Source organism: Calditrichota bacterium, from assembly GCA_016867835.1.
Taxonomy (GTDB): domain Bacteria; phylum Electryoneota; class AABM5-125-24; order Hatepunaeales; family Hatepunaeaceae; genus VGIQ01.
The window spans coordinates 1-14338 of the sequence record VGIQ01000075.1; the positions used below are offsets into that span (position 1 = coordinate 1).

Genomic DNA, 14338 nt, shown 5'->3' on the forward strand with positions numbered 1-14338 from the left:
TAGAAGTGCAACCCATATTGCCCCCCCCTTTTATCCCCCCCCCGCGAAGCAGGGGGGGAAGACAAGAACTAACGGCACCAAGTAGTAACATCAGCATTAGTATTGTCATCTGCCAACCGTTACCGATTTTGGCTCGGTGAAGAACCGCAGTGCTTCGTATCCACCTTCCCGGCCCAGACCCGATTCCTTCATTCCACCAAAGGGCGTCCGCAAGTCTCTTAGCATCCAGCCGTTGATCCAAACGACGCCGAAGTCGAGGCATCCCGCCATTCGCTGTGCCTTCCCCAGGTCCTGCGTCCAAATTGTCGCCGCGAGGCCGTAGCGGGTGCCATTGGCAAGCCGGATCGCCTCTTCCTCGACCTCGAATGGCGTTATCGAGACCACCGGCCCGAATATCTCCTCCTGATTGACGCGGCACTCGAGCGGCAATCCTTCGATCACCGTCGGCGCAACAAACCATCCGTCCGAGCATCTACCGGCCACCTTGACCGGCTCACCGCCGCAGAGGACTCGCCCGCCTTCGTCCTTGGCCAGTTCGATGTAGCGGAGCACCTTTTCAAAGTGGCCCGCTGAAATCAGCGCTCCCTGCCGGGTGTCGCTTTCGCGCGGGTCGCCGACCTTGAGGGTTTTCGCGCGTTCCACGAAGTCGCTGCGAAACCGGTCGTAAAGCGGCTTTTCGACATAGATCCTCGACCCGCAGAGACAGATTTCACCTTGATTGCGAAAGGCGGCTTCAAGGGCTGTCTCGAGCGCGGCATCGTAGTCCGTATCCGCGCTTACAAGGTAGGGATTCTTGCCGCCCATTTCCAAAGATAACTTCTTGAAGAGAGGCGCGGCGGCGAGCGCAATCCGGCGACCGGTTTCGGTGCCGCCGGTGAAGGTTATCGCCGTCAGGCCGGGATGCGCCGCCATCGCGGCTCCGGTCTTCGCGCCCAGCCCGTGCACGAGATTGAACGCCCCCTTGGGCAGGGTCGTCGCGTCGATCACTTCAGCCAGCAAGGTCGCCGTAAGGGGCGTCAATTCCGACACCTTGCCTACTACGGTGCAGCCGGCTGCCAGAGCCGGGGCGATCTTCCAGGTAAAAAGATATAGCGGCAGATTCCAGGGCGAGATCGCGCCGATTGCGCCCACCGGCAGCCTCAGGACATAACTGTAGCCGGCCGCAGTTGACTGGTAGGATTCGCCGCCGAAGCCTTGCAGAAGTCCGGCAAAGAAGCGGAGGTTGGCTATGGCACGCGGAATGTCGAGCGACCGCGCCAGACTGACCGGCTTGCCGGTGTCGTCCGACTCGGCATAGACAAACTCATCGAACCGCGCTTCGATTCCATCGGCAATAGCCTGGAGCGCGCCGGCGCGCTGCGCCTCCGACCATCCCGACCAGACCGGAAACGCCGCCTGCGCGCCCGTGACAGCCGCCTCAATGTCGCGTTCGTCCGAATCGGGCAGTTCACACAGCACCTCGCCAGTCGCCGGTTCATAGTCGGGCAGATAGGCACCCGAAATAGGCGGCTGAAAGAAGCCTCTGATGTAGTTCTTGAGCCGCTTCACAAGCCTTGCCGCGCAGTCCTGCCGCCATCGACGGGCAGGTTGACGCCGGTAATATAGGAAGCCGCCGGCGACGCGAGAAAGGTCGCCACCGCCGCGATCTCCTCAGGGCGACCGAACCTGCCGGCAGGAATCGAACGAAGACTCTCCGCCTCGACTGCCTCGATCGACAGGTTATCCTTTTGCGCCTTGGATTGCAAGAGCGACCGAAGCCGGTCGGTGGCGGTCATTCCGGGCAGGAGATTGTTGACCGTGATGCCGTAAGGCGCCAGTTCACCGGCCAGGGTTCGCCCCCATTGGGCAACCGCGCCGCGAAGTGCGTTCGAGACGCCGAGTCCGGCAATCGGCGCAACGACGGACGTCGAGAGGATATTGATGATTCGGCCGTATCTTGATTCCATCATTCCAGGAAGAACCGACTGCAATAATACTTGATACGCCGCAAGATGGCCGTTCAAGGCCGTCAGATAGTCATCGGGCGTCGCATCGGCGGCCCGGCCGGGCGGGGGCCCGCCGCTGTTGTTGACAAGGCACAGCACCGGCCGCTTACTCATGGCGATCGTTCCAGCGACCTCGCGCACCCGTGCTGTATCGTGAAAGTCGAGAGCGAAGTGCTCGTGCCTTGCGTCGTCGCTCCGGTGCAAGGCGCTCGCGACCTCCCGGAGCCGTTCTTCGTTGCGGCCGAGCAGGACGACCTCGGCACCGGCGCGGGCAAATGATTCGGCGATCGCCCGCCCGATGCCGCTCGACGCCCCGCCGATTACGGCTCTAAGTCCAAGCAGGGAGGCTCTATTCCCGGATTGCATGGTCTTCACCATTTGCCCATTTCCTGATCTTCGTTCAGCACCTGGCAGTCTGGACTATCCGTGCAACTGCATTTTATTCACCGCCAGGGCAGCCTCTTTGACCGCCTCGGAGAGCGTCGGGTGGGCGTGGATCGTCCGCCCGAGGTCTTCGCTCGAGGCGCTGAATTCGAGCGCCAATGCGGCTTCTGCGATCATGTCCGAAGCCCTCGGGCCAAGAATATGGATGCCGAGCACCCGATCGGTGGTAGCGTCGGCGACGACCTTTACCAGTCCTTCCGGTTCGCCAAGACTGAGCGCCCGGCCATTGCCCCGAAAGAAGAACTTGCCCGACTTTACCGCGTGGCCTCGCTGAGTGGCTTCCTCTTCGGACAGCCCAACGACAGCCAGTTCCGGCGCGGTGTAGATCACATTGGGAATCGCGTCGTAGTTGACGAAAGCGGCATGCCCGGCGACCAGTTCCGCGACGGCAACGCCTTCTTCGGATGCCTTGTGAGCCAGCATCGGACCCCGGATCAGGTCGCCGATGGCATAGACGCCCTCGACCGAAGTCTGGAAGCGGTCATCGACGACAACCCGGCCCCGTTCGGTCGTGACGCCTGCTTCCTCAAGTCGCAGTCCGTCGCTGAAGGGTTTGCGGCCGACTGCGACCAGGACCTTGTCGCAAGTCAATTTATCTTCCCTGCCATCCTTGCCGGTGAGGGTAAGTAATGCTTTGCCGCGAGCCACCTTGGCTGCGGTAACCTGCGTTTCAAGGCGAAACTCGAGGCCCTGTGAGGTGAGTGACCGCTGCAAGAGGGTGGTCAACTGTCGGTCGGCAAAGGGGGCTATGGCGGGGAGCATCTCGACGACCGTGACTTTGGCGCCGAGCCGGTTCCAGACCGAGCCGAGTTCGAGCCCGACGGCACCGGCGCCGACAACGACCAGGTGATCCGGAACGGCGTCGAAGGCGAGGGCTTCGGTCGATGAGACAACTACTTTTCCGTCGAAAGGCATAAAGGGAAGTTCGACCGGCACCGAACCCGTCGCCAGCACGATGACTTTCGCTGCAATCTCGTCGCCGCCATTCTTCCCATCACCTTTCACCACCACCATCCCCGGCCCGGCGAGCCGTCCTCTGCCGCGGATCACCTCGACGCGCTGCTTCTTCATCAGGAGACTGATGCCGTCGGTTAGCGTCCGGACGATCCGCTCCTTTTCACCGAGCATCTTCGGCAGGTCGAGTGTAACACTGCCAGCCGCGATCCCGAATGCAGGAAACTTATGCCCGACGCTGTGAAACCACTCGCTCGCTTCGAGCAACGCTTTGGATGGAATGCAGCCGACGTTAAGGCAGGTGCCGCCGAGCCTATCGCCGGGGTCTATAAGGAGCGTCTTCAGCCCCAACTGCCCGGACCTCAAGGCGCAGACATATCCTCCCGGCCCGGCGCCAATGATCGCGATGTCGTAGGACATAAAATAATGCCATTTATGGGTGCATTATCATCTTGTTTTGTCCCCCCGCTCAGCGGGGGTGTATAGGGGGGTTGAAGTGCAACCCCATATTACCCCCCCGAAGCAGGGGGGAGAAGACAAGAACTAACGGCACCAAGTAGTATTAATCAGTGCAGAAAAGAGTTGACTTGGAGGGCGGACATTCCTGTCCGCCCTTGCCTAAAAGGAACTCTTCATCAGGGCGGACAGGAATGTCCGCCCTCCAAGAACGGCAACAATAATCTGCACCTCCTAATAGTGTTAAAGTTAATGACCAATGTCCAGTGGTCAATAGTCATTCAGAGGGGGATATTGCCGTGCTTCTTCTTTGGGTTGGAATCGACCTTGCTGTCGAGCATCTCGAGCGCGGCGATCAACTTGGGTCGGGTGAGCCGCGGTTCGATCACTTCGTCGATGTAGCCCCGCTCGGCGGCAATGTAAGGATTCGCGAATTTCTCCCGGTATTCCTCGATCAGTTTCTCCTCCGCGGCTTCAAGATCGTCGGCTTTCGCAATCTGCTTGGAGAAGATGATTTCGACCGCGCCTTTGGGTCCCATCACCGCGATCTCCGCCGACGGCCAGGCGAAGTTCATATCGCCGCGCACATGCTTGGAGTTCATCACATCGTAGGCTCCGCCATAGGCTTTGCGGGTGATGACGGTGATCTTCGGCACGGTCGCTTCGCAATAGGCGTAGAGCAACTTTGCGCCATTCACTATGATCCCGCGCCATTCCTGGTCGGTGCCGGGCAGAAAACCAGGGACATCCTCGAAAGTGACGATCGGAATATTGAACGCATCGCAGAACCGGATGAATCGCCCGCCCTTGCGCGACGAGTCTATGTCGAGCACCCCTGCCAGCACTGCCGGCTGGTTGGCGATGATCCCCACCGACCGCCCGCCCAGCCGCGCGAAGCCGGTTACGATGTTGGCTGCGAAATCGCGATGCACTTCGAAAAACTCCCCGCCATCGACGACTTTCCCAATCACCACCTTAATATCGTAAGGCTTGTTCGGGTTGTCGGGGATGATGGAATCGAGCGCCTCGTCGGCCCGGTCGAACGGGTCATCCGTCGGCCCGTAAGGGGGATCCTCGAGGTTATTCGAGGGAATATATGATACGAGGCGACGAATGCCCTCGATAACCTCCGCCTCGCTGTCGCACGCAAAGTGCGCGACTCCCGACTTGGAGGCGTGGGTATCCGCCCCGCCCAGGGCTTCCGACGAAATCTCCTCGTGGGTCACTGTCTTCACCACCCTGGGGCCGGTGACGAACATATAACTGGTTCCGCGCACCATAAAGGTGAAGTCGGTGATGGCCGGGGAATAGACTGCGCCTCCGGCACAGGGACCCAGGATGGCTGAGATCTGGGGGACAACGCCGCTCGCAAGGGTGTTGCGCAGAAAGATGTCGGCATACGCGCCGAGCGACACTACGCCTTCTTGAACGCGGGCTCCGCCCGAGTCGTTCAAGCCGATGACTGGTGCCCCCACTTTCATCGCCATATCCATAATTTTGCAAATCTTGGCGCCGTGCGCTTCGGCCAGCGATCCGCCCAGGACAGTAAAGTCCTGGGCAAAGAGAAAGACGAGCCGCCCGTCGATCCTGCCGTAGCCGGTTACGACGCCGTCGCCCGGAATACGTTCCTTTTCGAGGCCGAAGTCGCGCGAACGATGCCGCACGAACATGTCGATTTCCTGAAACGATCCCGGGTCGAGCAGTAGTTCAATCCGCTCGCGGGCGGTAAGTTTGCCTTTGGCGTGCTGGGCGGCGATCCTCGGCTCGCCGCCGCCGAGCAGCGCTTCGGCGCGCCGCCGTTCAAGTTCCTGCAGTTTGTCGGTCATGGGTCGATGTTAATTCTTGGAGGGCGGCTTTCAAGCCGCCCGCTGGGAGAAAGTATCACCTTTGCCGCTGCGATCCCGCTTCGAGCGGCACCTTCGATCGTAGCCGGCAGGCCGGTTGCCGTCCAGTCGCCGGCCAGATAGAGCCCCCGAATCGACGTTATCGGACCGGGTCGGAGACTCGCATTCCCGGGACCAAGGATGGCCGTCGCCCGCGCCGTCCGCACCGCTTTGGATGCGACGACGTTTGCCACTCGGACGGCCGGCAGTCGGTCGTGAAGATCGTCGAGGACACGGTCTTCGAGCGCTTCGACCGGCACCTCACTGCGTCCGGGGGCATGACTGATGACTGCGGATACCTTTCGCCAGCCGCTTGTTTCCGGCTCACCCCGTCCGAAGAGCCAGTGTGTGAATCCTCCCGGAAGATGCCCGAACGGCACCTTCATCACCGGCCGATCGAAGGTGTAATGGATCCCCGCAATCGACGCATACTCGAATTTGCCCAGCGGCGCGAAAGTACTATCCTGCCGGACTGCCTCCGGCAATAGCCGCAACAGATCGATCGGCTGCAGCGCGCATAGGACCTGACCAGCCGGCTGAAAGGACTCGCCGATGACTACGCCCTCGACCGCGCCATTCCTCAGGCAGATTTGCTTGACTTCCTGTCCCAGGCGCAGTTCGACGCCCTGAACGGCAAGCCAGCCCAGAGCCGGCTCGATGTAGAGCGACCTGAACGGCACCTGCGACAGACCGATCCGGGTTGCTTCACCGCCCCGCAGGAGACCTTCCCGTATCGCTGCTCCGAGGATGGAGGCCGACGCCTCCGCGGCCGGCGCGTTCATCACCGCCAACGTTAGCGCATCGAACAAGCCGCAGCAGACGCCGGACGGAATCCCGTTCGAGGCGAGAGACTCGGAGACTGTCCGGTCAGCGTCACCGGTTAGACCGGAGCGAGCAAGGGCGTTTAGTCCCCGCACGGCGAGGATCCGTTCGCGGAGCGGCGCTGCCGTGAAGCTTAGCAGTCCAGCAGCGGCGCCGAGACGCCCGCGACCGAGACGAAGTACGGTCTTCCGGCCTCCCGATAATAGAAACGGGACTGCGAGACCTTCCCTGAAATCAATGCTATCCGCCGGCCCGCCCCATTTGGCGATCAAGCCGAGTACAGTCCGGTAAGCGCCTATGAAGAGATGAGTGCCATGGTCAAGCCATTCGCCATGCTCCGGCGACCAAAACGATCCAGCCCGGCCACCGGCTTCTCGAGACCGTTCAACGAGCAGAACCTTGCGCCCGGCATCCGCCAGTTTGGTCGCTGCCGCAATCCCCGCCCACCCGGCACCTACGACAACAATCACCACATCCGGTACTTTATCCTTTCAGAGCATTCCCGTGCGCATCCGAATCGTCCATTCGAAAGTCAGCGCCGTCAGGATGAGGCTGAGTATCCACCACTTGCCCCAAAGGTCATAGTGCGACGATTCAACGATCTCCCGCGGCTCGGCCCTAAGGCCGTCGAGCAGCGAATCGGCCTTTTCGGCTGGGGCGTAACCGCCGCCGGATGCCGCGGCGATTCGAGCCAGCGGTTCTTCATTCAGCCGTGTCTCGAGCAACTCGACCGAGTAGGGTTCGACCAGCACCGAGCCGCGATCTTCGCCGACTTCGCTGTTCTCGTATCGGGCTGCCACACGCACCCGATATTCGCCTTCGCTCCCAGTGGCAAACGAACCCCGATAGCGCCCGCTGCCGATTCCCTCAAGGAGAATCCGTCCGCCTTCCTTCCCGTTCGAGACGACTTCGGTGGTCACTTCGGCGCCATCGATGGGTTGAAAGTTTCCATCATAGACCGACACCTCAAAAGTTACCGGCTCGCCGCTCGGGTATTGATCCCGGTCGAACTTGAGCACGACATGTTTCTGCGCCTTGCGAAGCGCGAGAAACCTAACGAGGCGTCCCCACAGCGGTCCGGCTTCGTCTTCACTTCCCACCGGGACGATCCCCCATTTCCAGAAGTCGCGCACAAGCAGCGCTGCGCTTCGGCTGCCGGCTTGCTCGAAGACCACCAGTGCCGGTGCCTTCTCGCCGTCCGCTCCCCGGAACTGCGCTAACACCTCAGAGCCGGGACGGGCGCTCCACCGCCCGGCAGCATAAGTGAGCGGCGGCAGAGCCGACCACCTCGCGGCAAAACGTTCGTCTTCTGGCGCGGCAATGACGGCATGCCGGCCAAGTGGTGTTACCTGAGCCTGAACGAGCCGCGTCGGAGTCCGCTGCGCCACAACCGGCAGGCGATCGGCAATAGGCGCGAGCAGTTCGGGATCGAGACGCCCCCCATCGACGAGACCGACGGGGACGTCATGGGCAGTCAGTGCCGCGAAAAACTTTGCCAATGCCTCACGGTTCGTCCCAACGCTGGGAAAATGATGTAGGAGAACCAGATCGACCGACCGGACGAGCGAATCGGCGGGCCAGGCGCCCTCGTAAAACGCCTCGCCCCGGCGGGTGCGCGAGATGACTTCGCACTGGCCGTCCTGCATCAGTCGGCGCACGAGGTCCCCCAGTCCGTGGTCGGGCGGACCGGCCATCACCAACACCCGCATCCGACTTTTCAGTACATCGATAAAGAAACTGCGCCGGTTATTGCCGGTTGTCAGTTCGCCCTCGTCGGTTCCCACTTCAGCAGTCCAGAACTGTCGGCCGGCGGCTTCAGGAGTCAGTTCAAATTCTACCGCGCCCTCATCGAAATCGCTCTTCACGGCGACCTGCGACCGCCCCATGCTCCGGCCTTCGCGGTCGCGCAGCGAAACCGTCAACTCCTTCCCGCCCGATCCGACGGCGCGCCAGTGGATGGCAACCGACGTCTTACTGCCCTGATAGACGACCGGATTATGCTCGATGCGAACGACCATCGCGTCGCGATCCGGGGCTGGCGAACCGATTCCGATCGTCCAGATCGGCACCGGCGACGACCGGGCAATCCGAACCGGATCGGGCCCGCGATTAGAGGCGCCGTCGGAGACAAGCACAATCCCGGCTGGAAGGTCCCGGCGCGACGTTGTGACAAGGACGCCAAGCGCGCTTCCGATATCGGTTAATGGCCCGTCAGGCAAAGCCGATAGGAGACGCTCCAATGTCTCGCCGGCCCTCTTAAGGGTGTCGTCGAAGGCGAGATAGTCGATCCCAAACTTCCCGGCGAGCCGGGCGGCGGCATCCGACGTCAGCAGTTCCCGCACCTGCGCGGTCCGGTCGATTCCCCCCTGCACCAATCCCATACTTGCCGAGCGGTCGATCAGGAATGCCAGTTTAGGCGGCTCGAGACGGAATCTTTCGATATCGACTGAAGGACGTGCCAGCAGCCAAAGACCGCCGAAGAGACTGGTGAACCGGAGCAACGCGAGAATCGTCCGCACGTTCGTCCCGACCGGGGGCAGCGTCCGGCGATAACTCCAGAACGCGAACAGCAGCGCGACCAATCCGGCCAAAACGAGCCAGCCGGGAGCGATCGCCGAAGTGAACTGCCACTCCGTCCGGGGCGTCATCGCCCGCGCCCATAGGCAATAGGATACGACGGACGGACTTCGAGGTCGGGCGGCGCCGGCGGAAGCCCGCCGGCGATCATCTTGCTCCCGGCCCAGGCAATCATTGCGCCGTTGTCAGTGCAATGCTCGAACAGCGGCTTGATGAAGGGCACGCCCGATGCAGAGGCCAAAGACTCAAGCCGGGCTCTGAGGAACCGGCTCGCCGCGACGCCTCCGGCCATCACCAAAGCCCGATATTTGCCGCTCTCAAGTGTGCGCTGCAGCGGGCGTTCCAGCATCGCGGCTACTGCTTCCATCACCCCGCGACAGATAGCGCCCCGAACGTCGGGCGGAAGGTTTTCGGGACGGGCCAGTTGCATCGCCTTGAGATGCAGCAGGACGGCCGTCTTCAAGCCGCTGAAACTGAATGCCGGAGCGTCGCCGTCGAACCGGGCGCGAGGAAATCGAACCGCTTTCGTCGCAGCGAGTGCCTCCCGGTCGATGGCAGCACCGGCTGGAAACGAAAAGCCAAGCATCCGGCCGACCTTGTCGAAGAGTTCTCCGACGGCGTCATCGCGGGTCGCCGCAATCAGTTCGTAATTCCCAAAGCCCTTCACCCCGACAAGCAGGGTGTGCCCGCCGGAGACGATCAGCGCCAGAAAGGGGAGCGGCATCGCGCCTTGGGAGAGTTCGGCGCTCCAAAGATGCCCTTCGAGGTGGTTCACACCGTAGAGGGGTATGCCGCGCACCGCGGCCAGGCCTTTGGCGACGGCGACGCCGACCAGAAGTGCGCCGGCCAGGCCGGGTCCGCAAGTAACGGCTACCCCCTCGACTTCGTCGATCTCCCGACCGGCGTCCTTCAGCACACCCCGAATTGCCGGGAGGAGGAGTTGCTCGTGAGCCCGCGAAGCCAGTTCCGGCACGACACCGCCAAAGGCCTCGTGCAAGACCTGACGGGTAATCCGGTCGGCGACGACACGGCCATCGACCATCAACGCGGCGGCGGTCTCGTCGCAAGAGGTCTCGATGCCGAGCAGGACGCGAGGCGTGCTCATCGCCGCAGTATTAGTCGCACCGAAGGAGGCGTGATCTGAACCACTTCGAGCGGCGATTCGGTGGCTGCTTTCACTTTTATCAGACCGCTGCGGGCTGGCTCGAAGTCGGCCAGATCGACAAAGACATCGAGGTCGGCGGCGGTCAGTTCGTTCAAGGCACCCGCTGCGCCGGTTACCTTCAGGTCAACCATGGCCGGCTCGACGATGGCCTGTTGACCGGCGAACCGACCGGCGACCCTAACCGGCAGACCGGTGAGCACTCGTTCCGCGATCTTCTCCACCTTCACCGCTACAGTAACCTGCTGCGGTGCAACGGTGACCCCGAAGACTTCAGGCTTTTGCACCTCCAGCCGCACCTCGTCGTTACGTCTGAGACTGCCGAGGTGGGCAGTCACAGTCCGGAGTTGCCGCAAGCCCTCGACGGCGCGTCTGGGGCCGGTTACGGTGACTCGCGACGGGCGCGATTCGATCCGGCTGATGGTGTAGCCGGGCGCCAGTTCGGCTTCGACCCGAGCCTGGACAGGCACCGTCAAGATCAGTTGCTCGTCAAGGAAGACCTGAAGCGTCTCCGGCGCAACGATCTCCACTGCCGACGCCATCCCGCCGCCGGGAATCATCACCATGTCGGGACGCAGGCGGTAGAGATAGTGCTGGTTGATCGTGGCGAGGTCCACTTGCAAGTGTGGCTTTGTCAGGTAGATCATCTGCAAGAGTTCCCGTCCGGTGCCGTGATAGCGGACCCGGGCGGTCGGCGGAAGCGGCGAAGCGAGCACCCGCCCCGTCTTGAGACCGGTTACGACCAGGGGCGTCTCGATGATCTGTTCGTAGGTCTTGCCCGATACGACGAGGAACCATAGTAGGAGGGCCAGGAGGAACATCCCGGCCTTGATGCGGAGGTTCGTCCGCAAGAATCTTGGCAGCAGGGACATCGGACTATCCCGCATCGTCGGGCAACAGGCAGGCAACCGAGCGGCCATCGGGCCGCGACGAGAGTTCGTATTGCCAGGTGCGGCATTCGGGTCGCGCGACCGGGCAGCGGGGATGAAAGTGGCAGCCCGGAGGCGGCGACGCCGGGCTGGGCAGATCGCCCGAGAGCGGTTCACGATCGCGCCGCGCCGTCGGATCATAGACCGGCGCCGAGGCGATGAGCGCCCGGGTGTAGGGATGGCGGGGGGCTTGGGTGATCTGCCCGGCCGGACCGATCTCGACGATCCGCCCGAGATACATCACCGCGATCCGGTCGGCGATATGTTCGACCACCGAGAGGTCGTGCGCGACGAAGAGATAAGTCAAGCCGAGCCGCCGCTGAAGGTCGCGCAGGAGGTTCAGTATCTGCGCCTGAATCGAGACGTCGAGGGCCGAGACCGGCTCGTCGAGGACTATCACTTCGGGCTCGACCGCAAGCGCCCGCGCGATGCCGATGCGCTGCCGCTGCCCGCCGGAAAACTCGTGAGGGTAGCGACCGGCATATTCCGGCGCGAGCCCGACGCTCTCGAGGATTTGATCGACCCGCGCTTCGATTTGAGGTCTTGGCACGATGCGGTGAACGCGCAGGATTTCGCCTAACATCGAGCCGATGGTGAGGCGCGGATTGAGCGAACTGTAGGGGTCTTGAAAGACGATCTGCACCTTGCGGCGCACCGCGAGCAGCGATTCACCCTTTAGCGACAGAACGTCTTTCCCGTGGAACCGGATGCTCCCCGCAGTCGGCTCGATCAGCCGGAGCAGCATCCTCCCGGTGGTCGTCTTGCCGCAGCCCGACTCGCCCACCAGACCGAGTGTTTCACCCCGATAGAGGTCAAAGGAAACGTCATCGACGGCCTTGACGGCACCTGCCAGTCGGCGCATAAAACCCTTCCGGATCGGGAAGTGCTTGCGCAGCCCCCCCACTTCAACCACCGGAAGCAATGATGATGCTGATGCTGAAGTCATGGGCGCCAGAATCCTCGTGTGAAGATGACCAGAAAGGCGTAGAGTTCGAGACGGCCCAGCAGCATATTGAGCGCAAGGAGCATCTTGGCAGCCACGGGAAGGGCGGCGTAGGTCTCGGTTGGGCCCACGGCCCCAAATCCCGGCCCTACGCTGCCAAGACAGGCCGCCACTGCAGTAAGTGCTGAAATAATATCTACATTCATGAACATTAACAGCAGTGCGCTGACAGCAAACTGTAAGAAGTAAATCACGGTGAATAGGACAACTCCTTTCACCGTGTCCGACTCCACTATCCGGTCGTTCATTCTGAGTGTTAGTATGGCTTGGGGATGCAGTTGGCTCCGCATCTGCAGTCGCAACGCCTTGACAATGGTCACCCAACGAAAAGACTTAATCGAGCCCGCCGTCGAGCCGGCACAGCCTCCCACAAAGAAGAGCATGATCAGGAGAAACTGTGGCCCATAACCCCAGCGTTCATAGTCGGAAATCACATAACCGGTGGTGGTGATTGTCGATATGACCGCAAAGACCGACTCATCAAATGTGGCAATTGCGGAGGAAGCCAGGATGTGATTGGCAAGTAGAATGATCGACACGGCGGCCAGAATAGTCAGGATCCAATAACGAAACTGGTCGTCCTTCCAATAGAGCCCGGGCCGGCCGGCAAAGAGTGCCCGGTAGTGAAGCGCGAAGTTTGCACCGCCCAGGATCATGAAGACGATGACGACCCAGTTGATAAAGGAACTCTGGTAGTAGCCAAGGCTGGCGTTCCGGGTTGAAAATCCGCCCGTTGCCAACGTCCCGAAGGAATGACAGAGGGCGTCGAAAAAGGTCATTCCACCGGCCATCAGGAGCAGGGTCTCGATCCCGATGAGACCTACGTAAATGCCCCATAGGATGCGTGCCGTCTCGGCAATGCGGGGGGTTAATTTATCCCGCACCGGGCCGACCGATTCAGTCTGGAAGAGTTCGACCCCGCCGTAGCCGAGTATCGGAAGGACGGCCAGCGCCATCACTACAATCCCCATCCCGCCGAGGCAATGGGTCATCGAACGCCAGAAGAGGAGTGCGTGTGGCCAGACTTCAAGATCGCTCACCACCGAGGCTCCGGTCGTCGTGAACCCCGATATCGTCTCGAAGACAGCGTCGGGGAAGGTGAGAACACCGGCCAGATAATAAGGCAAGGCGCAAATCAGTCCGGCGCTGATCCAGACTCCCGAGACGGCCAGGAGCGCTTCACGGGTGCGGATTTCGTGCGTTCGCCGAACACCCAGGACGATGCTGATCCCGATTAGTCCGGTGAATGCCCCCACTCCGACCAGACCAGCCATTCCGCCATCCCGAAAGTAGAGTCCGGGCAGGGCGGAGACGAGCATTGCCGCACCGAGGCCTATCCAGATGCCGCCCTGGAAGCGCAGCACCGCGGTCAGACTAATGGGGGAGCGACTGCTCACGCGAAGATCTTCTCGATGCGGCTGAGGTGCTTCTCTTGCGTGAACACAACGACCCGGTCCCCGGCTTGGACAATGGAATCCCCAACCGCGACTTCGATCTCGCCCTGCCGGTCGATGGCTCCAACCAGCACCCCCTCGGGGAAATCGATATTGCGCAGCCTTCGCCCGGCTGCCTTGGAGCGCTCGCCGATCCGGTATTCGACGATCTCAGACCTGATGCCCCTTAACGACGAAACGTTGATGATCCGCCCGCCGCGCAGATGCTTCAGAATGGCATCGGTGGTCAGGAGCCGTTCGTTGATGGCGGCGTCGAGCCCGATGGCTTGCACGATCGGCATATACTGCGGCTTGGAGATCAGCGTGATCGTCCGCCCGACCTTCAGATGCCGTGCAAAGAGACTGGTCACGATGTTGTTCTCATCGTCCTCGGTAAGGGCGGCGAAGATGTCCATATCCTCGATGCCTTCGATCGTCAGGAGGTCTATATCGATTCCGGACTTGCCACGGACGACCATCGTCGCATGGAGCCGCTGAGCGGCCATAGCAGACCGCGCGGCATCGCTCTCGATCAGTTTCAGGTGCCGGTCTTTTTCGACCTCGAGTTGTTCGGCGACCATTCTCCCGATGATGCCGCCGCCGAGGAGCATAATGTTACGTGCCGGTGGCGAGACGCGCCCGGTCAGAGCAAAGACTGAATCGATGTTCCCGGCTTTGCATATGGCATAG

Annotated in this window: 11 protein-coding genes; all 11 read right to left on the minus strand. The window is 61.7% G+C overall.

Translation table 11 applies throughout. From position 1 onward, the window contains the following. Nucleotides 1-105: 105 nt before the first annotated feature. Complete coding sequence (locus FJY67_08350; GenBank protein ID MBM3329463.1) at nt 106-1548, minus strand: aldehyde dehydrogenase; 1443 nt, start codon at nt 1546-1548, stop codon at nt 106-108. Beyond that, the gene (locus FJY67_08355) at nt 1545-2351 is read right to left on the minus strand and encodes an SDR family oxidoreductase (protein MBM3329464.1); all 807 of its coding nucleotides are present in this window, start codon (nt 2349-2351) and stop codon (nt 1545-1547) included. The genes FJY67_08350 and FJY67_08355 overlap by 4 nt, the downstream gene beginning before the upstream one ends. Nucleotides 2352-2405: 54 nt before the next feature. Beyond that, nucleotides 2406-3803 (minus strand): dihydrolipoyl dehydrogenase, encoded by a 1398-nt coding sequence (lpdA, locus tag FJY67_08360; protein ID MBM3329465.1) that lies wholly within the window; start codon nt 3801-3803, stop codon nt 2406-2408. Nucleotides 3804-4120: 317 nt separating this feature from the next. After that, the gene (locus tag FJY67_08365; protein ID MBM3329466.1) at nt 4121-5665 is read right to left on the minus strand and encodes an acyl-CoA carboxylase subunit beta; all 1545 of its coding nucleotides are present in this window, start codon (nt 5663-5665) and stop codon (nt 4121-4123) included. Then, nucleotides 5662-7017: an FAD-dependent oxidoreductase gene (locus tag FJY67_08370; protein MBM3329467.1), complete on the minus strand. Its 1356-nt coding sequence runs from the start codon at nt 7015-7017 to the stop codon at nt 5662-5664. Before FJY67_08370 ends, FJY67_08365 begins: the two co-directional genes overlap by 4 nt. An 18-nt stretch (nt 7018-7035) precedes the next feature. After that, nucleotides 7036-9192, minus strand: a complete 2157-nt coding sequence (locus FJY67_08375; GenBank protein ID MBM3329468.1) for a hypothetical protein — start codon at nt 9190-9192, stop codon at nt 7036-7038. Continuing rightward, nucleotides 9189-10226, minus strand: a complete 1038-nt coding sequence (gene tsaD, locus FJY67_08380) for a tRNA (adenosine(37)-N6)-threonylcarbamoyltransferase complex transferase subunit TsaD (GenBank protein MBM3329469.1) — start codon at nt 10224-10226, stop codon at nt 9189-9191. The genes FJY67_08375 and tsaD overlap by 4 nt, the downstream gene beginning before the upstream one ends. Next, a complete protein-coding gene (locus FJY67_08385) occupies nt 10223-11203 on the minus strand; it encodes a hypothetical protein (protein MBM3329470.1) in 981 nt (326 codons plus the stop codon). The genes tsaD and FJY67_08385 overlap by 4 nt, the downstream gene beginning before the upstream one ends. After that, on the minus strand, nt 11160-12158 hold the full coding sequence (locus FJY67_08390; protein MBM3329471.1) for a dipeptide ABC transporter ATP-binding protein: 999 nt from the start codon (nt 12156-12158) through the stop codon (nt 11160-11162). Before FJY67_08390 ends, FJY67_08385 begins: the two co-directional genes overlap by 44 nt. Next, nucleotides 12155-13612 carry a TrkH family potassium uptake protein gene (locus tag FJY67_08395; protein ID MBM3329472.1) on the minus strand — a complete coding sequence of 486 codons (1458 nt, stop codon included), beginning with the start codon at nt 13610-13612 and terminating at the stop codon, nt 12155-12157. The genes FJY67_08390 and FJY67_08395 overlap by 4 nt, the downstream gene beginning before the upstream one ends. After that, on the minus strand, nt 13609-14338 hold a 730-nt coding region (locus tag FJY67_08400), incomplete at its 5' end, for a Trk system potassium transporter TrkA (GenBank protein ID MBM3329473.1). The genes FJY67_08400 and FJY67_08395, both read right to left, overlap by 4 nt.

Coding starts and splice junctions, on each gene's coding strand:
- FJY67_08355 (MBM3329464.1), bottom strand. CDS start 2,351: ATGCAATCCGGGAATAGAGCCTCCCTGCTTGGACTTAGAGCCGTAATC.
- lpdA (MBM3329465.1), bottom strand. CDS start 3,803: ATGTCCTACGACATCGCGATCATTGGCGCCGGGCCGGGAGGATATGTC.
- FJY67_08365 (MBM3329466.1), bottom strand. CDS start 5,665: ATGACCGACAAACTGCAGGAACTTGAACGGCGGCGCGCCGAAGCGCTG.
- FJY67_08375 (MBM3329468.1), bottom strand. CDS start 9,192: ATGACGCCCCGGACGGAGTGGCAGTTCACTTCGGCGATCGCTCCCGGC.
- tsaD (MBM3329469.1), bottom strand. CDS start 10,226: ATGAGCACGCCTCGCGTCCTGCTCGGCATCGAGACCTCTTGCGACGAG.
- FJY67_08385 (MBM3329470.1), bottom strand. CDS start 11,203: ATGGCCGCTCGGTTGCCTGCCTGTTGCCCGACGATGCGGGATAGTCCG.
- FJY67_08390 (MBM3329471.1), bottom strand. CDS start 12,158: ATGACTTCAGCATCAGCATCATCATTGCTTCCGGTGGTTGAAGTGGGG.